At 67.0% G+C, this 19,520-nt stretch carries 15 protein-coding genes and 2 tRNA genes; 8 read left to right on the top strand and 9 right to left on the bottom strand.

What is annotated here, in order from left to right:
• The first annotated feature begins 52 nt into the window (after positions 1-52).
• A tRNA-Cys gene (locus tag ACQPZ2_RS38600) sits at positions 53-124 on the top strand.
• Positions 125-193: 69 nt separating this feature from the next.
• Here the strand turns inward: ACQPZ2_RS38600 and ACQPZ2_RS38595 are convergent.
• The 6 genes from ACQPZ2_RS38595 to ACQPZ2_RS38570 form a co-directional block, all read right to left on the bottom strand.
• Positions 194-1,243, bottom strand: a complete 1,050-nt coding sequence (locus ACQPZ2_RS38595; protein ID WP_433522906.1) for an ABC transporter ATP-binding protein — start codon at positions 1,241-1,243, stop codon at positions 194-196.
• Complete coding sequence (locus ACQPZ2_RS38590; protein WP_433522905.1) at positions 1,240-2,793, bottom strand: ABC transporter permease; 1,554 nt, start codon at positions 2,791-2,793, stop codon at positions 1,240-1,242. The genes ACQPZ2_RS38595 and ACQPZ2_RS38590 overlap by 4 nt, the downstream gene beginning before the upstream one ends.
• Before the next feature lie 2 nt (positions 2,794-2,795).
• The gene (locus tag ACQPZ2_RS38585; RefSeq protein WP_433522904.1) at positions 2,796-3,815 is read right to left on the bottom strand and encodes an iron ABC transporter substrate-binding protein; all 1,020 of its coding nucleotides are present in this window, start codon (positions 3,813-3,815) and stop codon (positions 2,796-2,798) included.
• Between the two features lie 126 nt (positions 3,816-3,941).
• Complete coding sequence (locus ACQPZ2_RS38580) at positions 3,942-5,342, bottom strand: metallophosphoesterase (RefSeq protein WP_433522903.1); 1,401 nt, start codon at positions 5,340-5,342, stop codon at positions 3,942-3,944.
• Positions 5,343-5,356: 14 nt separating this feature from the next.
• Positions 5,357-6,010, bottom strand: coding sequence for an Rv0361 family membrane protein (locus ACQPZ2_RS38575; protein WP_433522902.1), 654 nt, complete (start codon positions 6,008-6,010; stop codon positions 5,357-5,359).
• Positions 6,011-6,193: 183 nt separating this feature from the next.
• Positions 6,194-7,126, bottom strand: a complete 933-nt coding sequence (locus ACQPZ2_RS38570; RefSeq protein WP_433522901.1) for an alpha/beta fold hydrolase — start codon at positions 7,124-7,126, stop codon at positions 6,194-6,196.
• Positions 7,127-7,228: 102 nt separating this feature from the next.
• Between ACQPZ2_RS38570 and ACQPZ2_RS38565 the strand changes: the two genes are divergently transcribed.
• A complete protein-coding gene (locus ACQPZ2_RS38565; protein WP_433522900.1) occupies positions 7,229-8,041 on the top strand; it encodes a helix-turn-helix domain-containing protein in 813 nt (270 codons plus the stop codon).
• A gap of 237 nt (positions 8,042-8,278) precedes the next feature.
• Here ACQPZ2_RS38565 and ACQPZ2_RS38560 read toward each other — a convergent pair.
• The 3 genes from ACQPZ2_RS38560 to ACQPZ2_RS38550 all read right to left on the bottom strand — a co-directional run bounded on the left by ACQPZ2_RS38560 (position 8,279) and on the right by ACQPZ2_RS38550 (position 10,113).
• Positions 8,279-8,351 (bottom strand) — tRNA-Arg (locus ACQPZ2_RS38560).
• Between the two features lie 127 nt (positions 8,352-8,478).
• The gene (locus tag ACQPZ2_RS38555; protein ID WP_433522899.1) at positions 8,479-9,204 is read right to left on the bottom strand and encodes a DUF305 domain-containing protein; all 726 of its coding nucleotides are present in this window, start codon (positions 9,202-9,204) and stop codon (positions 8,479-8,481) included.
• Positions 9,205-10,113 carry a DUF3105 domain-containing protein gene (locus ACQPZ2_RS38550; protein WP_433522898.1) on the bottom strand — a complete coding sequence of 303 codons (909 nt, stop codon included), beginning with the start codon at positions 10,111-10,113 and terminating at the stop codon, positions 9,205-9,207.
• A 112-nt stretch (positions 10,114-10,225) separates the two neighbouring features.
• On the opposite strand from ACQPZ2_RS38550, the gene argS reads away from it, so the two are divergent.
• The 6 genes from argS (at position 10,226) to rho (ending at position 19,342) form a co-directional block, all read left to right on the top strand.
• On the top strand, positions 10,226-11,884 hold the full coding sequence (argS, locus tag ACQPZ2_RS38545; RefSeq protein ID WP_433522897.1) for an arginine--tRNA ligase: 1,659 nt from the start codon (positions 10,226-10,228) through the stop codon (positions 11,882-11,884).
• A 79-nt stretch (positions 11,885-11,963) separates the two neighbouring features.
• Positions 11,964-13,382, top strand: coding sequence for a diaminopimelate decarboxylase (gene lysA, locus ACQPZ2_RS38540; RefSeq protein WP_433522896.1), 1,419 nt, complete (start codon positions 11,964-11,966; stop codon positions 13,380-13,382).
• Entirely contained in the window at positions 13,379-14,788 is a 1,410-nt protein-coding gene (locus ACQPZ2_RS38535) for a homoserine dehydrogenase (protein ID WP_433522895.1), read from the top strand. The genes lysA and ACQPZ2_RS38535 overlap by 4 nt, the downstream gene beginning before the upstream one ends.
• A 71-nt stretch (positions 14,789-14,859) precedes the next feature.
• Entirely contained in the window at positions 14,860-15,921 is a 1,062-nt protein-coding gene (thrC, locus tag ACQPZ2_RS38530) for a threonine synthase (RefSeq protein ID WP_433527634.1), read from the top strand.
• Between the two features lie 25 nt (positions 15,922-15,946).
• A complete protein-coding gene (gene thrB / locus ACQPZ2_RS38525; RefSeq protein WP_433522894.1) occupies positions 15,947-16,903 on the top strand; it encodes a homoserine kinase in 957 nt (318 codons plus the stop codon).
• A gap of 474 nt (positions 16,904-17,377) precedes the next feature.
• Positions 17,378-19,342, top strand: coding sequence for a transcription termination factor Rho (gene rho, locus ACQPZ2_RS38520; RefSeq protein ID WP_433527633.1), 1,965 nt, complete (start codon positions 17,378-17,380; stop codon positions 19,340-19,342).
• Positions 19,343-19,520: the final 178 nt, after the last annotated feature.

Genomic DNA, 19,520 nt, shown 5'->3' with positions numbered 1-19,520 from the left:
CTGAGTGCAAACGTGGGCATTCCGATGCGGCGACGGCAATATTCATTGCGAGGCGGGCGTGGCTGAGTGGTTGAGGCAACGGTCTGCAAAGCCGTTTACGCGGGTTCAATTCCCGCCGCTCGCTCCGAAGGTGAGGGTGCGCCATGGGTGCCCGGCCCGGTGATACGCCACCGCCGGGCCGGGTGTCCGTGGTTCAGGCCGCTTCGAAGGCCACGGCGTTTCCGAGCACCTCCAGGCGGACGCGCTCGCCCGCGGTCGGCGCCGCGACGCTGGCCCGGCGCACCCGCACCGGATCGACATCGCCGTCCAGCGCGATGGTAAGCATCACATCCGCCCCGCGGAACTCCACCTCGTGCACGATCCCGCTACTCGCTTCGCTGTCCGAAACCACCTGCGCCACAAGCTGTTCCGGGCGGATCATGATGGTCGTCGACCCCGTCGGCGCGGACTTCTGCACCGGAACCCGGCCGAGCGCGCATTTGGCCACATCGCCGTCGACCACCGCATCGAGCAGTACACAATCACCGAGGAATTTGGCGGTGAACAGATCCGTGGGCGCGGCGTAGACCTCTTCCGGCGCGCCTACCTGGGTGAATACCCCCTCGCGCATGACCGCGACCTGTTCGGCGAAGCAGAGCGCTTCCTCCTGGTCGTGGGTGACCAGGATGCTGGTCATGCCCGCCGCGCGCAGCGTCTCGGCAACGGCCTGCCTGGTGGTGGCTCGCAGCCCGGCATCGAGTGCGCTGAACGGCTCGTCGAGCAGCATCACATTGGGTTTGCGGGCGAGCGCACGCGCGAGCGCGACGCGCTGCTGCTGGCCGCCGGAGAGCTGATGGGGGCGACGGTCGGCGTAGGACGGATCGAGCGAGACCATCTCCAGCAGCTCGTTCACTCGATTCCGGCCGCGTCGTAGTCCGCAGAATCCGTTGTGCAGACCGTAGGCGATGTTCTGGCCGACGGTCAGGTGCGGGAACAGCGCACCGTCCTGCGCGACGTAACCGACATTGCGCCGCTGCGGCGGTACCGAAAACCGGTCGCGGGTCACGGTTTCCGTGCCGATCGCGACCGAACCCGTGTCCGGCGCCTCGAATCCGGCGATCACCCGCAAGAGCGTGGTCTTTCCGCATCCCGATGACCCGACCACCGCGGTCGAACTGCCGTTCGGCACTTCGAGGTCGATCCCGCCGAGTACCCGGTGGTGGCCGAATGTCTTCGAAACATCCGCCACGACAAGCCGACTCATAACCCGGCCGCCTTCCTGGATTGGGTGAACAGCAGATACGTCACCGGCACGGCCGCGACGATCATGATGAGTGCGTAGGGTGCGGCCGCGGCATAGTCCAATTCGCCCGAGAGCGACCAGAATCGCATCGCCAGTGTGCGAGTTCCGCTGGGCGCCAACAGCAATGTCGCGGTCAATTCGGTCGCGACCGCAACGAATACCAGCGCACCGGCGGAGGCCGCGGCGGGTGCGGTCAGCCGCAAGGTGACGCGCACGAAGGTGACCGGCCCCGATTGACCGAGCGAGCGCGACACTTCCTCCAGCCCGACCGGCACCTGCGCCAGCCCGGCCCGCACGCTGACCAGCGCCCGCGGCAGAAACATCAGCACATAGGCGGCCACGACCATGGTCACCGTCTGATAGAGCGGCGGCGCCCACCGAATGGTGACCGTCACCATGGCCAGCGCGATCACGATGCCCGGCAGCGAACTCGTAATGTAATTGGCGCCCTCCACCATTCGGGCGAAGGCCGATGTCGAGCGCACCGCGATCCAGGCCACCGGGAACGCGCAGAGCGTGGTGAGCAGCGCGGCCATCGCCGCAAGGGCGACGGTCTGTCCGAGCGCTGTGCCGATCTCGGTGTAATCCCAGACCTGCGCACCGCCGATGCGCAGCCAGCGCACGATGGTCCACAGCGGCACGCCGATCGAGCCGACGACCACTGCCGCCAAGGCAGTCAGAACCGGAATCGTGCTGGGCCCCAACGCAATCCGGGCAGCCGCGCGAGGCGCACCGCTGCCGATCCTGGCGTAACGCGCCTTACCGCGCGCCCCGGCCTCGGCCGCCAGCAACACCAGACAGCACAGCACCAGCACACCGGCCAGCATGCTGCCTGCCGGACCGGCGAAACTGGATTGATACTGCTCGAAGATCGCGGTCGTGAACGTGTCGAACCGGATCATCACGAATGCGCCGTATTCGGCGAGCAGATGGAGCGAGATGAGCAGTCCGCCGCCGAGAATCGCCAATCGCAACTGCGGCAGGACGATTCGGGTGAAGACCGCGACCGGGCCGGAACCCAGCGCACGCGCCGATTCCTCCACCGCCGGATCGAGGCGGCGCAGTGTGGCCGCCGCGGGCAGATATACCAGCGGGAAATACGACATGGTGGAGATCACGACGCCCGCCCACAGCCCGTGCATGGTCGGGAAAACGCTGACCCAGCCGTAGCTGTTCACGAACGCGGGCACGGCGAGCGGTGCCGCGAATACCGGCCCCCACCACGCCGCGCCCGGCACATTCGTCCGCTCCACCGCCCAGGCCAGCCCGACCCCCAGCACCACACAGATCGGGACGGTGACGAGCACCAGCCCGACCGTATTGCGCAGCAGATCACCGACTCTCGGGCGGAAAACCAATTCCGCCGCCTCGTGCAGACCGGTGGAGAAGACGGTGGACACGATGTAGCCGAGCGGCACGAACGTCGCCGCCACCAATAGCAGCGCGACGGTCGTGACGAGTGGCCCGGGTCTTCCGACCCGGGGTGTGGCGACAGCGGTCCGGACGGCCATGACTAGAGCAGACCCGCCTCGGTCATCAGCGCCGTCACCTTCTTGGCATCGAGCTTGCTCGGATCGACGGCGGGCGCCTGCAGCGAGGCCAGCGGCGGCAGCGCCGGATTGGCTGCCACATCACTGGCGACCGGGTACTCCAACGAGGTGCCGTCGCGCAGGATCTCCTGGCCGGCCTTGGCGGTGATGAACTCCAGGAACTTCTGCGCCGACTCCTGCTTCTTGCTCGACTTCAGCACGCCGCCACCGGAAACCGAGACGAAGGCGCCCGGATCCTGGTTCTTGAAGTAGTGCAGCCCGGTGTGGCTGCTGCTCTCCTTGGTGTTGGCCTGATCGCGGTACCAGTAGTAGTGATAGATCACGCCGCCGTCGGGTTGACCGGAGTCGACCGCCTTCATGGTGGCGACATTGTTCGGGAATGCGGTGGCGTTGTCCTTCATGCCCTCGAGCCACGCCTTGGTAGCGTCCTCACCCTTGAGCGCGAGCAGGGCCGCAACGATGGCCTGGAAGTCGGCGCCGGAAACGCCAGCGCCCCAGCGCCCCTTCCACTGCGGCCGCGCCAGATCGAGCAGCGATGCGGGCAGCTGATCGGCCGCGATCTTGTCCTTGTTGTAGACGAAAACCGTTGATCGGGCGGCGATGCCGGTCCACTTCCCGGTGGACGGGCGGAACTGTGCGGGCACCTGGTCCAGGGTCTTCTTGTCGACGTCGGCGAACAGTCCGGCGTTCTCCACCAGCGCCATGGCGGGGGAGTTCTCGGTGAGGAAGACATCGGCGGGGGACGCCGCGCCCTCGGCGACCAACTGGTTGCCCAGTGCGGTGTCACCGCCCTGGCGCAGCGTGACCTTGATGCCGGTCTCCTTGGTGAACGCGTCCACCCATTCCTTGGTCAGCGATTCGTGCTGGGCGTTGTAGACGGTGATCTCGTTCTTGTCGTCCGAGGAATTCGAACAGGCCGTCACGCCGAGCGCCGCGACAGCGACGGCCAGCGCTGCGGAAATCGCTTTCCATCTGATCGACATGTTCGAGTCCTTCCGACGCGTGCAAGGTTTCACTTCATATGATGAGGCTTACCTAAGCAAGATACCGCGTCCGAACTGCGGCGACGGTATCGGTACGGCTGCGGCGGACGTGAGTTCGTCGGCCGGTCAGGACAGACCCGAGAAGTCCCGCAGCACAACGTGATTGCGGTCGGCGAAGGTGCCGAGCGTGTAATCCGGCAGCAGGCCGAAGTATTCGCCGCGGGTGGTCGCACTCCAGCGGCGGGCGGCCGCGGTGCGTGTCTTGTAGAAGTTGATCATGTATCCGCCCTCGTACAGGCGCAGCAGGCTGTAGCCGCCCGGGTACTCCTTGACCGCGGCGACCTCCAGGTATTCCACCGCGGCACCGGTGTCGGGGCGGGTGCGACGGTTTCGGTGGGTATGGCCACTGTGCTGCAGGAATACGCCGGGAGCGCGTTCGTAGAGCGTCTGGAGTTCGATGCTGTCCGGGCGGTTGAGGACGAAGCCCGGTCCGGCGGTATTGGTCAGACCGGATTCGATGGTCACCGGGTGATGTCCGAAGACCAGCGTCGGGCGGTCCGGATCCTCGCGAAGCAGTTCGCCGAGCCGGTCGAATTGCGGGCGTTCGATGCTGCCGCCCGAACCATCGAGTTCGCTGGTATCCAGTCCGAGCAGCCGCAGGCCGCCCAACTCGTGTTCGATCAGTTGCTGGCGCGGATTGAATTGCTCTGCCCAGCAATCGTAATGATCCGCGGGTGCGGGTACGCAGCCCTGATATTCCGAACCGAGGTGCGGACGGTCGTGATTGCCGCGCACGGCGAGGTAGTCGCGGTCCTGCGCGCCCCAGGAGTCCAGGTGCCCGCGAACCGAACGCGATTGCTCCGGCTTCGCCTCCGCGGTGAGATCACCCGCGATGAGCAGGAGGTCGGCGGCGCGGTCGGGGCGGCGCAGATCATCGAGCACGGCCGCGAGCATCACCTCCGGGTAGGGCGGCAGGCCGGGCTCCTGCCGGAAACCCGGCGGCAGGTTGTCGACGACGAGGCCGCTGACCTGCTCGCCGTAGTGCACGTCATTGGCCAGTGCGACGGTGCGCAGCGGACGGCCGGGCGGCGGTGTCAGGGTGGTGAATTCGCCGGTGGATTCCGGACTTCCGGGGATGCGAGTGGTCAGCGATAGCGCGGGGACAGCGCGGACGCCGTTCGACCGTGCCTCGAATCGGTAGGGACGGCCTGGCTCGAGACCGTCGATCTCGGCATAGTGGAACGGTGTGGGCTCCTCCTCGGCATAGACGGTGGTCAGCGCTGAATCGGCCGGACCGAGGCGCACTTCGGCGCCCGTGTCGACCGGCAGCAGTCGGCCGCTCGGATCCGGGGCCACCGTCGTCCAGGTGAGAATCACCGATTGATCGGTGACCGTGACGACCTCCAAATCGGTCGCGAAGAGCGGATTCGGTTGGGCCCGAACCGAACCCGGGTCCGCGAGGCTCGCGAGTGCGGCCAGCCCGATGGCGCTGAGGAGGGTCCGGCGCGACGGTCCGCAGCAGCTCATCCGACGAGATTACGTCAGTTCTTACCCGACTCCGCCGAGCAGATCTTCCACTTCCCGTCTTCCTTGCGCAGGTGTTCGGTGGTGCCCGTATCGGTATCCGGCGTCTCACCCGGGACGGTCAGCGTGAGTTTGCCGGTGATCCGAGCCGTCGCACGGTCGCCGGTGACGACGATGTCATCGATCTTGTCGATGCTGACCTCGATCTTGGCAGTATCGAATTCCTTCTTCTGCTCATCGGTCAGCGTGTCGAACTCGGCACGGTCGGCCGCGCATGCCTTGCCCGCCGCGGCGGCGAAACCGTTCGACTCGAGCGTGTCATAGAAGTCGTGGATGGCCGCCTGGATCTTCTTCTCGTCCGAGGCAAGCGGCGTCTTGCCCTGCACGGTCAGCACCACGCCCGCGGCGACCGCACCCGCGATGACGAGCACCAGCACCAACAGGCCGATGATCAGCCCGGTCCTGCGCTTCTTCGGCGGCGGATACCCCTGCTGCTGATAACCGCCGGGCGGCGGATACCCCTGCTGCGGTCCATATCCCGGACCACCCTGCTGCGGATAACCACCCTGCTGCGGATACCCCGGCCCACCCTGCTGCGGATGGCCATACGGCTGCTGCGGCTGCCCCTGTGGCGCCCCGAACGGCGGTTGCCCACCCGGCGGATATGTCATCGTCCCGTCCTCCCGCTCACCCCGACTGTGTGTGAGATTACGGCAACACGGACCACCACGACCGGACACCGATCAGTATCGGTTTTCGTAGCTCTGATCACGTATCCGGCCGAGCCACCATCCGTCGATCACCGGGCACTACGAGAACTGAGTTCCACGAAAGACCGGTCGGCTGCTGGGAATTCAGTGCTGACCGGCGAAGTCACGGATGAGTGCGCCGGTGCTGTCGGGCTCTTCGACCATGGGTGTGTGGCCACAGTCGAGGCTCTCGATCCGAATGCCCGGGACGCGGCGGTAGTCCTCGAAAGAGTCCGGCTGCCAACGCTTGTCCTGAGTGCCGTAGAGCACCATGGCCGGCACGCCGAGGTCGGTGAGCCGGTCCGGTTCGGTCCGTTCCCGCAGGTAGTCATTCGATGCGGTGGAGGTCGCGGTGAGACTGCGGTAGGTCATGCCGCGCAGGTCGGCGACGAACTGGTCGGGGATCCGCACGTCCCGGGTGAACGCGGAACTCATGGCTTGCCGGAGGACGACGTCCGGGAGCAGCGGCCACAGCGGCTGCCCGATCGCCGGAACGAACAGCAGGTTGCCGACCGGACCGTTGTCGGTGACGGCGTCCAGGCGGGGTCCGGAGTCGATCAGCATGATCGCCGACACCAGGTCGTGACGCTGTTCGGCCAGCGAGGTGGCCACGTAGCCGCCGGAGGAATGCCCGACGACGATCGCCTGGCGCACGCCCAGCTGGTCGAGCACGGCCCTGACTCGGCTCGCCTGTTCGGACGTGCGGTAGCCGCTGTCGGGTTTATCGGACTTGCCGTGGCCGAGCAGGTCGATGCGCACGACGTACTGGTCCTGCAAGGCGGGCAGCACCGGATCCCAGTAGGCGGTCGAGGCGCCCAGCCCGTGCAGCAGCACCAGCGCGCGAGCGCCGGGTGTTCCGTCGGCGACGACGTGGATGTCTCCGCCCGGCAGGTGCACCATGTGCTCATTCGAGTCGTCGGCCTCGGCGTTCGCTGCGCCGGTCGTATTGCCGGTGAGCACGGCGACCAGGACGGTGGCGATCAGCATCCCGACACGCCGCGACCGATTCGGTCCTGCGGCGGCAGTGGTTTCATCCACGGTTCCTCCTTCGATTGGTTGGGACGCCACCACGTTCGGGCACGACGACGGGTCGCGTATTGAAGAAATGTCAGCGTCCGCTGCTGCTCATACAATCGACGTGTGCCTTGGGACATCGCGCGACCGGCGCGGCCACCCGCCCTGCGCGGCGTCGACATGGCCGGATTTCATGTCCACGGGAACGGCCCGGAGCAGGTGCGTGTCATTCCGCATCCGGCGGTCACGGTGATCGTCGAGTTCGGCGAGTGCAGCTTCGAGGTCCGCGACTCGACTGGCCGGAGCCATTCGGGCAGCCTGACCCTCGGCCTCGCCGGTACCGCGCTTCCGGTCCGCGTCGACGCCGTCGAATGCGTCCAGATCCGCCTGGAACCGGTTGTCGCCCAGGCCATCCTCGGCTTCTCGCCCAGCGACCTGGGCGGAACCATCATCGGCCTGGACGACCTCTGGGGTCGCGAGGCAGCGTGGCTGCGTGAGCGCCTGCACGAGACACCGAACTGGGCCGACCGATTCGCCCTGGTCGGCACCGCGCTGTCCACGCGGTCCCGGCACGACCACCGCGTCGACCCGGAGGTCGCTTGGGCATGGCGCCAAATCAAGCTCAGCCGCGGCCGATTCCGCGTCGAGCACCTCGCCGCCGAGCTGGGCTGGAGCCGCCAACGACTGTGGTCACGCTTCGGCGCTCAAATCGGCCTGACCCCCAAACGCGCCGCCAAACTGGTCCGCTTCGACCACGCCGTCCACCGCCTCGTCCAAGGACACTCTCCCGCCCGAGTAGCAGCCGACACCGGCTACGCCGACCAATCCCACCTGCACCGCGACATCCGCGAATACACCGGCACACCCCCCACCTGCGCGGCCACCGAACCCTGGCTCACCATCGACGACCGAGCCTGGCCGTCGACCACAGCGACCTGATCCGGCACGACATTCGAGCACTACCGCCCAGACTCACCGAGGTGTCGCTGGCGGTGATTGCGGCCTGGCTCGGGCACGCCGATGCCAGTGTCACAGCGAGGATCTACGCCCATTCGCAAGACGATGCCCAGCGGGATGCGGCAAAGACTTCGGCCGAAGTCGTGTCATCCATGCGAGCTGACTTGGCGGCATGAAAAAGGCTCTGACCGGAATGCACTGGTCAGAGCCTTTTATCGGTGCCCTCGGCAGGATTCGAACCTGCGGCCTTCTGCTCCGGAGGCAGACGCTCTATCCCCTGAGCTACGAGGGCGGGGTAGATTTCGAACGGTGCCGGTGGGGGCGGCCGTTCGGGCGGGGCCAAGCGTATCGCATTGCGAGGCGTCCGCCAAAAAGTGTGTCGGGCCGGGGAGTTTCGGTTCCCGGCCCGACGCGATCGATCAGTTCTGCGGCAGGGGTTTCGCGTTGCGGGCGGTCAGCATGGTGGTGATGAGTTGTGCTTCGCCCTGCTGGGTGGTCGCCATCGCGGCCGCGAGTGTGCGCACCGCGGTGGTTTCGGCGTGCTGGGCGGCGTATTCGGTCATCGAGAGTCCGCCCTGATGGTGGCGCAGCATCAGCTGCAGGAACATCGTGTCCAGCGTGGGACCGGTGGCCTGGCGTAGCGCGGTCACCTCCGCGGTGGTCGCCATGCCCGGCATGGAAGCCGACGGGCCGGACATTGCGTGGTCGGTGGCAGCGCCGGAATGCGAATGACCCGGCTGTTCGGTCATCCAGCCCATATAGCCGTCCACATTCTGGTTCGGTTTGCCCCACATCTGCAGCCAGCCCTGCATTCGGCCGATCTGTTCCTGCTGGGTGGTCAGAATGTCGTAGGCCAGCCTGCGCACATCGTTGTCGGTCGAAGCGATCAGCGCGATACCGGCCATTTCCACGGCCTGCGCGTGGTGTGCCGACATGTCCTGGCTGAATCCGATATCGACCGCGCCGGGATCGGGTTCGCTATTGCTGTCCAGCGGCAACCGGGCCAGCACGCCGACCGCGAAGCCGATCAGCAGGATGCCGATCGCGCCGAGCACCAGCAGCGGAGTGCGCTGCCGACGTGCCTGCGCGGCGAAACCCATGGAATCGCTCGCCACGTCCGGCTCGATTTCGGTATCCACGGGCATCTACTGACCTTCCGTCGGCTGGGTCGGAATCCCGGTGGGCACGCCCGGGATATTCGGCACACCCGGAATGCTCGGCATACCGGGCAGACCGCCCGAGGCGCCGCCGAGTTCGGTCTTGTCCTGCGACAGGCCCTTACCGTCCATCGGCACCGCATCCGGTCCGGGCGGCGTCGGGTCGTACGGCGTCGGGTTGTTCGCGTCGAACGCGGGGTTCGAGCAACTCGCGCCCACCTCGGGGTAGGCGTATTGGTTCGCGCGCAAGGCGGTGATGAATTGATTGACCCGCTTGTCGTCGGCGCTGTCCAGCTTCAGCTGATGCCCCCAGGACTGCAGCGATATCGCCGAGGAAAGTCCGGGGAACGGGGACATCAACGTGAACGGCTTACCTTCGACCTTCTGCTTCAGCGTGTCGATGCCCGCCGCGTCGACCTTGTCGGGGTTGTAGGCGATCCACACCGCACCGTGCTCGAGCGAATGCACGGCATTCTCGACCCGGACCGGCTTGCTGTAGACCACGCCCATGCAGTTCGCCCAGACCTGATCGTGCGGACCACCGAACGGCGGGGTCTGGTCGTACGCGACGCGCTGCGTACCCGCGACGTGCAGTCCCGCCGGGTAGTCCTTCTTGGTCACCCCGGCGATCTGATCCGACGGATCCTTCTTCTGCGCACTCGGCGTGAATTTCTCGAGTTCGGCCTTGTCCCGATACTTCGGCACCAGGCTGTACGCGAGCGCACCGATCAATGCGACGATCACCACGGCGGCTCCGATGACCAACCAGGGGATCTGGCGCTTCTTCAGCGGGCCCTTGCCCATCGGAACCTTGCCGCCGCCTTTTTTCCGCGACGGTGCGACCTTCCCTGCGGCCCGGACGGCCTTGGCCGATTTGGCGCTCGTGCTGCTCGGCATAGCTCGCTGTGCTCTTTCCACGTATTGATCCACGGTGCTGGGTGGTTGCGGAGGGCTCCGCCGAGGTGCCCACTCGAGGCGTACACCTGCCCAGACCATAGGATAGAGACTCGTGACTCCAGCTGACCTTGCAGATCTCCTTCGCGCGACCGCGGCGAAGGTGCTTGTCGAACGTGGACTGGACCCTGCGGTCCTGCCCGACGAGGTCAACGTGGAGCGCCCCCGTAATCCGGAACATGGCGACTATGCCACGAATGTGGCCATGCAGGTAGGTAAGAAGGCCGGAACGAATCCGCGCGAGTTGGCGACCTGGCTGGCCGAGGCGCTGGCCACCACGGACGCCATCGATACCGCCGAGGTCGCAGGTCCCGGCTTCCTCAACATCCGGCTCGCCGCCTCCGCGCAGGGCGCGATCCTGCAACAGGTGTTGACCGCGGGCGCGGCCTACGGCACCTCGGACACCCTGAAGGGCACCCGGATCAATCTGGAATTCGTGTCGGCCAATCCGACCGGTCCGGTGCATCTCGGCGGCACCCGCTGGGCCTCCGTCGGTGATGCGCTCGGCCGCATTCTGGCCGCGCAGGGCGCCGACGTGACCCGCGAGTACTACTTCAACGACCACGGCGCGCAGATCGACCGCTTCGCGAAATCCCTGGTCGCCGCCGCTACCGGCGCGCCGACCCCGGAAAACGGCTACGCGGGTGAATACATCGGCGAGATCGCCGCCAAGATCGTGGCCGCGCACCCCGACGCGCCGACTCTGCCGGAAAACGAGCAGCTCGAACTTTTCCGTGCCGAGGGCGTCGAGTTGATGTTCGCCCATATCAAGGAATCGCTGCACGAATTCGGCACCGATTTCGACGTGTACTTCAACGAGAGTTCGCTATTCGAATCCGGTGCGGTCGAACAGGCAGTCACCAAGCTGAAGAATTCCGGCGACCTCTACGAAAAGGACGGGGCCTGGTGGATCGCCAGCTCCGAATACGGTGACGATCAGGACCGCGTCGTTCTCAAGAGCGACGGCAATGCCGCCTATATCGCCGGTGATATCGCCTACTTCCAGAACAAACGTTCGCGCGGTTTCGATCTGTGCATCTACATGCTCGGTGCGGACCATCACGGCTATATCGGCCGTTTGAAGGCCGCCGCGGCCGCCTTCGGCGATGATCCGGCCACCGTCGAGGTGCTCATCGGACAGATGGTGAATCTCGTCAAAGACGGTGTGGCCGTGCGAATGTCCAAGCGTGCGGGCACCGTGGTGACCCTCGACGATCTGGTCGAGGCCATCGGCGTCGACGCCTCCCGGTACTCGCTGGTGCGCAGCTCGGTGAACTCGAGCATCGATATCGACTTGAACCTGTGGACCAGCCAGAGCAACGAGAACCCGGTCTACTACGTGCAATACGCGCACGCCAGGACCGCGTCCATCGCACGCAATGCCGCCGAGTTCGAATACGACACGGTGACACCGGATTTCGGTCTGCTCACCGCCGATGAAGAGGGAGAACTCATCCGCACCATCGGCGAATACCCGCGGGCCGTCGCCAGCGCCGCGAGTCTGCGCGAACCGCACCGCGTCGCACGGTATCTGGAGGAACTGGCCGGCGCCTACCACCGGTTCCAGACCAACAAGAACCTGCGCGTACTGCCCCTCGGCGACGAACCCGTCACGCCGACCAATGCCGCCAGGCTGGCCCTGGCCAATGCCACCCGTCAGGTGCTGAGCAACGGCCTCGAGCTGCTCGGCGTTAGTGCACCGGAGCGAATGTAGTGAGCGAGCGCAGCGAGCGAACCATAGACACAGCGTCTCGGACGGTCACGGCGGAGCCGAGCGTCAGCGAGGTGGAGTCGTGAGCGTCCACCCTGCCGGTCCTCGGCATGCCGATATTCCACACGCACCCAGCCTCGCGGAGCGTCCGAGCGATCCGAAACAGATGATCGATCTGCCCGCGAATGTGTGGCCGCGCAACGCTTCTCGCGATGCCGCGGGCGTCGTGCACCTGGCCGGTGTGCCGGTGCACGAGCTCGCCGAGCAGTTCGGCACGCCCTTGTTCGTGGTCGACGAGGACGACTTCCGTTCCCGCTGCCGCGATATGGTCGCCGCCTTCGGCCCGGACGCGCGAGTTCACTACGCCTCCAAGGCATTCCTGTGCGGTGAGATCGCCCGCTGGATTCGCGACGAGGGCCTTTCCCTCGATGTCTGCTCCGGCGGTGAACTGGCCATCGCGCTGCACGCGGGCTTCCCCGCGAACCGAATCGCATTGCACGGCAACAACAAATCGGTCGCCGAGCTGGCGGCCGCGGTCGAGGCGGGCGTCGGGCATGTGGTGGTCGACTCGCTGATCGAGATCGAGCGCCTGGAGGCCGTCGCGGGCCGCGCCGGAGTCGTTCAGGATGTGCTCGTCCGCGTCACCGTCGGCGTGGAAGCCCATACCCACGAATACATTTCGACCGCACACGAGGATCAGAAGTTCGGCTTCTCGATCGCGGGCGGCGATGCCATGGAGGCGCTGGCGCGCGTCTTCGAGGCCGATAATCTCCGGCTCGTCGGTCTGCACAGCCACATCGGTTCGCAGATCTTCGAAATCGATGGCTTCGAGATCGCCGCGCGCCGCATGCTCGGGCTGCTGCGCGAGGCGATCGACAAGTTCGGCATCGAGCGCACCGCGCAGATCGCCACACTGGATCTCGGTGGCGGACTTGGCATTTCGTACCTGCCCAATGACGATCCGCCGCCGCTCGACGAATTCGCCGCGAGCCTGCGCAAGCTGGTCGCCACCGAGGCGAGCCGCGCCGGACTGCCCGAGCCGAAGATCGCCGTCGAACCCGGCCGCGCCATCGCCGGACCTGGCACCGTCACCCTCTACGAGGTCGGCACCATCAAGGACGTCTCGCTCGATGCCGGTCTGCGCAGGCGCTACGTCAGCGTCGACGGCGGCATGAGCGACAACATCCGTCCCGCGCTGTATCAGGCCGACTACGACTGCCGCCTGGTTTCGCGCTCCTCCGACGCCGCCCCCGTGGTCGCCCGGGTCGTCGGAAAGCATTGCGAGAGTGGGGATATCGTCATCCGTGATACCTGGATGCCCGCCGATGTCGGCCCCGGCGATCTGGTCGCCGTCGCCGCGACCGGCGCGTACTGCTATTCGATGTCCAGCCGGTACAACCAGCTGACTCGGCCGGCGGTCGTCGCGGTGCGGGGTGGTGTGCCGCGACTCATTCTGCGCCGGGAAACGGTGGCGGATCTGCTCAGCCTGGAGGTGCAATGAACTCAGTATCGCGTAGCGATTCCATCGGGGGTGGTGGTCGGGCAACGGGTGGGCCCGACGCTGCGAAGTTCGGCGTATGGGGAACCGATCGTCCGATCGGAGTCGCGGTCCTCGGGATGGGCAATGTCGGCACCGAGGTGGTGCGCATTCTGCGCGACCACGCCGATGACCTGCGTGCGCGCGTCGGCGCGCCGGTGGTGCTGCGCGGTGTCGCCGTGCGCAACCTGGACGCCGACCGCGGTATCCCGGCCGAATTGCTGACCACCGATGCCGACGCGCTGGTCGCCCGCGAGGATGTCGATCTGGTGGTCGAGGTCATCGGCGGCATCGATCCGGCCCGCCGCCTCATTCTGGCCGCGCTCAACGCGGGCAAATCCGTGGTGACCGCCAATAAGGCACTGCTGGCCGACTACACCGGCGAGCTCGCCGCCGCCGCCGAGCGCAACCGCGCCGACCTGTATTTCGAGGCCGCCGTCGCCGGTGCGATTCCGGTCGTGCGCCCGCTGATCCAGTCGCTGTCCGGTGACCGGGTGAACAAGGTCGTCGGCATCGTCAACGGCACCACCAACTTCATCCTCTCCGCGATGGACGAGACCGGCGCCGACTACGCGATCACCCTCAAAGAGGCCACCCGCCTCGGCTACGCGGAGGCCGATCCGACCGCCGACGTCGAGGGCTACGACGCCGCCGCCAAGGCCGCGATTCTGGCCTCGCTGGCCTTCCACACCCGCGTGACCGCGGCCGATGTGTACCGCGAGGGCATCTCCAAGATCACCGCCGAGGATCTCGAGACCGCCTCCGCGCTGGACTGCACGGTCAAACTGCTCGCCATCTGCGAGCGGGTGGCCGCGGGTCCGGGCGAACCGAGCCCGGAAGAGGGTGGCAAGGAGCGCGTCTCGGTACGTGTCTACCCGGCCCTCATACCGCGCAAGCACCCCTTGGCCGCGGTCACCGGCGCATTCAACGCGGTGGTAGTCGAGGCGGAGAACGCCGGTCGGCTGATGTTCTACGGCCAGGGCGCGGGCGGTGCCCCGACGGCGTCGGCGGTACTCGGCGATCTGGTGATGGCGGCGCGCAACAAGTTCTTCGGTGGCCGCGCTCCGGGCGAGTCGGTTTATGCTGAGCTACCGATCGCGCCGATGGGCGATACGCCCACGCGTTACCACGTGAACCTGCAGGTCGCGGACCGACCCGGGGTGCTGGCCAAGGTGGCGGGCGAATTCGCCAACCACGAGGTGAGCATTTCCACGGTCCGTCAGGAAGGACACGGCGAGGGTGCGCGCCTGGTCGTGGTCACCCACCACGCTTCGGAGTCGGCGCTCGCGGACACCGTCGCCGCCCTGGCGGAAATGGAATCCGTCACATCCGTGACCAGCGTTCTGAGATTGGAAGGCACCAACGAATGAGTACGACCAGGGGACGGCAGACGGCGGAGCCGGCGGGGTGGGTGAGCACAGCCGTTGCGCCGCAGGCAGGGGTGCACTCGCGGTGGCCCGGACTGATCGCCGCCTACCGCGATCGCCTGGCGGGCGCCGCCGACTGGGACCCGGTAACCCTGTACGAGGGCGGCACCCCGCTGGTGCCTGCACCGCACCTCTCGCAGCTGACCGGCTGTGATGTGTATCTCAAGGTCGAGGGTCTGAATCCGACCGGATCCTTCAAGGACCGCGGCATGACCATGGCCATCACCGACGCCAAGTACCGCGGGCAGAAGGCCGTGCTGTGCGCATCCACCGGCAACACCTCGGCATCGGCCGCCGCCTATGCGACCCGGGCCGGGATGAGCTGTGCGGTGCTGATTCCGCAGGGCAAAATCGCCATGGGCAAGCTGGCCCAGGCCGTCATGCTCGGCGCGAAGATCATCCAGGTCGACGGCAATTTCGACGACTGTCTCGAGCTGGCGCGCAAGGTCACCGCGGAATTCCCGACCGTCGGTCTGGTGAATTCGGTGAACCCGGCCCGTATCGAGGGCCAGAAGACCGCCTCGTTCGAGATCTGCGATGTGCTCGGCAAGGCGCCCGACGTGCACGCCCTCCCGGTGGGCAACGCGGGCAATATCACCGCCTACTGGCGCGGGTACCGCGAGTACTACGCCGACGGCATCACCACCGGCCTGCCGCGCATGCTCGGTGTGCAGGCCGCGGGCGCTGCCCCGCTGGTCAACGGTGCCCCGGTCAAGGATCCCGAGACCATCGCGACCGCCATCCGGATCGGCGCGCCCGCGTCCTGGAACGGCGCGGTGGAGGCCAAGGAGCAGTCCGGCGGCGCCTTCCGCGCCGCCACCGACGAGGAGATCTTGGAGGCGTACCGACTGGTCGCCGCGACCGAGGGTGTTTTCGTCGAGCCCGCGTCGGCGGCCAGCATCGCCGGCCTGCTCGCCGCGCGCAAGGAGGGTTGGCTGGATTCCGGGCTGACCGTCGTGTGCACGGTGACCGGCAACGGCCTCAAGGATCCGGATAACGCGCTCGCGGGAATGCCGCAGGTGCAGGCGATTCCGGTCGACCCGATCGCGGTCGCCCACGAACTCGAGCTGGCCTGAGTTGAATTCGCGCGAAAGCCAACTGATGACGAGGACGCTGCCCGCCGGTCTGTCCGTGACCGCGCGGGTGCCCGCGTCCAGTGCCAATCTCGGCCCCGGATTCGATTCGCTCGGTATGGCTTTGGGCATCTACGACGAGATCGAGGTGCGCACTACCGATTCCGGCCTTACCATCCGAGTGGAGGGTGAGGGAGCCGACGATGTGCCATGGGGCCCTTCACATCTCGTGGTGCGCGCGATCGAGCGCGGCCTGGAGGCGGCGGGCGTCTGGGCCGATGGTCTCGATGTGGTGTGCCGCAACGTAATTCCGCATTCGCGTGGTCTCGGCTCGTCGGCCTCGGCGGTCGTCGGCGGGCTCGCCGCGGGCTGCGGGCTCGCCGCGAAATTGGATCCGGCCTTGGCCATCGGCAGTGACCAATTGGTCCAGCTCGCATCGGAATTCGAAGGTCATCCGGACAATGCCGCGGCCAGCGTGCTCGGCGGAATCGTGGTGTCCTGGACCGAAACCGCGGCGGACGCCGCAAGCGACGGTGCCGTGGCGCTCGATCACGGCCGCGTCTACCGTGCGGTGCGCCTCGATCCGCATCCCACGCTGCGTCCGGTGGTGCTGATTCCCGAGGAGCGCTCGTCGACCGCGCATACCCGCGGCTTGTTGCCCGAGGTCGTGCCGCACGGCGATGCCGCGTTCAATGTCAGCCGCGCCGCACTCGCGGTTGTCGCCCTGACGCAACGTACCGACCTGCTCCTGCCCGCGACGGCCGATCGTCTGCATCAGACCCAGCGCGCGCCCGCACTGCCGCTGACCACCGAATGGATCGCCCGGCTGCGCGCGGCCGGGATCGCGGCCACGGTATCCGGCGCGGGACCGACCGTACTGGCCTTGGGTACCAGCGAATTCCCCGCCGAGCTCCGCCAACTGGCGGCCATCGACGGGCTCCGCGTGGTCGAGCCGGGACTCGCGGAAGGCGTCCAGGTCGACTGACGGCGCGTCTGCCTTGCCGATGTTCCAGGTTGCCAGCTATCCTGAGCACGTCCGTACATCGTGCGCATCAGACGCCGGTGCTTCATCAGGGCAATCGCTCCAGCAGGCTCCAGGCTCGAGCCTCCAGGCCATGGGGGTGCTGCGTAGCTGCGCAACTGGAATGATCTCTCCCACCTTTCGGGAACTGGTGGCGAAGCCGCCGGTCCGGCGGGGCAGGTGATACGGCAAAAAGCGCCGGTCCGAGCTTTGTGCTCGGCCCTCGCATCCGAGTCCGGCAGAACGCACGGACTGCGGGACGAAACCCTCGAAACAGCACACGGCAATCGAGGGAAGGAAAGGATTTCCGTGACAGATACGGACCTGCTCGCGACACCCGGGGTGGATTCCAACCCGACAGGGGACCGCGAAAGTGACTCCGGACAGATTTCGAAGATGAGCGAACAAACCGACGTCGCACGATCGGGGCTGACTGGAATGCTGTTGCCGCAATTGCGCGCGCTCGCGGGGGAGCTCGGTATCCGAGGCACCTCTGGAATGCGCAAGGGCGATTTGATCGCCGCCATCAAGGAAAATCAGGCCGGAAAGTCGGCGAAGGCGGAAAAGTCCGCGCGAGGCGAGGTGAAGTCCGATGCGGACGCCGCCAAGGCGGCGCCGGCGAAGGCCGAGCAGGGCACCCTCGACGTGACGCCCGCCGCTTCCGCCCCGGCGAAGGAGGCTCCCGCTCCGGCGAAGGAAGCCCAGGCCAAGGACGCTCCGGCGAAGCAGGCTGTCGCGAAGGAGGCCGTCGCCGAATCCGCAGCGCCGAAGGCCGCCGAGAAGTCTGCCGAGTCGAAGTCCGATCAGTCCCAGGCCGATGCCGCGTCGGCGGAGACCACTGAGGATTCCGGTCGCGAGGGCGGTCAGCGCGGTCGCGGCAGGCAGCGTCGCGGTCGCGACCAGGCGCGCGCCGGTGGCGATGCCGCCGCGGGCGAGGCCCGTGCCGACGAGCCCAAGCAGGAGCAGGAACAGGGCGAACGCCGCCGCGAGCGCAGCCAGGGCGGCGACCGCAATCAGGGCGGCGACCGCAGCCAGGGTAGCGAGCGCAGCCAGGGTGGCGACCGCAACCAGAACGGCAGTGCCAACGGCGGCCGCGGCGGCGAGGGCGGCGGCCGCGGCGAGGCCAACCGTGGCGGTGACGAGGACGAGGGCGGTCGCGGACGGCGGGGACGCCGGTTCCGGGAACGTCGTCGTGGTCGCGACCGCGAGGGTGGCGCCGGTGGCGGTGAGGCCCGCGAGCTCGAGATCCGCGAGGACGATGTCCTGCAGCCGGTCGCGGGCATCCTCGACGTGCTGGACAACTACGCCTTCGTGCGCACCTCCGGCTACCTGGCCGGACCGAACGACGTCTATGTCTCGATGAACCTGGTCCGCAAGAACGGCCTCCGCCGCGGTGACGCGATCACCGGTGCGGTGCGCGCCCCGCGCGACGGTGAGCAGAGCAACCAGCGCCAGAAGTTCGATCCGCTGGTGCGCCTGGACACGGTCAACGGCGGTGAGGTCGACGCGGCGAAGCGGCGGCCCGAGTTCAGCAAGCTCACCCCGCTGTACCCGAACCAGCGTCTGCGCCTGGAAACCCAGCCGAACAAGCTGACCACCCGCGTCATCGACCTGATCATGCCGATCGGTAAGGGCCAGCGTGCCCTGATCGTCTCCCCGCCGAAGGCCGGTAAGACGACGATCATGCAGGACATCGCGAACGCCATCGCCATCAACAACCCGGAGGTCTACCTCATGGTTGTGCTGGTCGACGAGCGTCCGGAAGAGGTCACCGATATGCAGCGTTCGGTGAAGGGTGAGGTCATCGCCTCGACCTTCGACCGTCCGCCGTCAGATCACACCTCGGTCGCCGAACTGGCCATCGAGCGCGCCAAGCGCCTGGTGGAAATGGGCAAAGACGTTGTGGTGCTGCTCGACTCGATCACCCGATTGGGCCGCGCGTACAACAACTCCTCGCCCGCATCGGGCCGCATCCTCTCCGGTGGTGTCGACTCGACCGCCCTGTACCCGCCCAAGCGGTTCCTCGGCGCGGCTCGCAATATCGAGAACGGCGGCTCGCTCACCATCATCGCGACCGCCATGGTCGAGACCGGTTCGACCGGTGACACGGTGATCTTCGAGGAGTTCAAGGGCACCGGCAACGCCGAGCTCAAGCTGGACCGCAAGATCGCGGAACGGCGCGTGTTCCCGGCCGTCGACGTCAACCCGTCCGGTACTCGCAAGGACGAGCTACTGCTCAGCCCCGACGAGGCGGCGGTGCTGCACAAGCTGCGCCGCGTACTGTCCGGCCTGGACTCGCACCAGGCGATCGATCTGCTGATCGACCGTCTGAAGAAGTCCAAGAACAACCTCGAGTTCCTGATGCAGGTCAGCAAGACCGCACCGGGCGCGCTGGACGAATGAGTGAACGGGGACTCCGCGGAGGCGGAGTCCCCGTACTGTTTGCACAAACGCCGCAACAGATTTCGTGGGCACATGGGTAACTCGTCGGGTACGCCCAGAACTGAAGTCCACTTTCCGCCGCCGGTCCGCAGCGGTGGTCTCCGTGCACATGACCTCCGGCAAAAGGCGCGGGGCGGCG

Source organism: Nocardia pseudovaccinii (genome assembly GCF_050942345.1).
GTDB lineage: Bacteria > Actinomycetota > Actinomycetes > Mycobacteriales > Mycobacteriaceae > Nocardia > Nocardia pseudovaccinii.
Note: the sequence above shows the minus strand (reverse complement) of the source record. Positions and strands in the feature narration are given on the sequence as shown.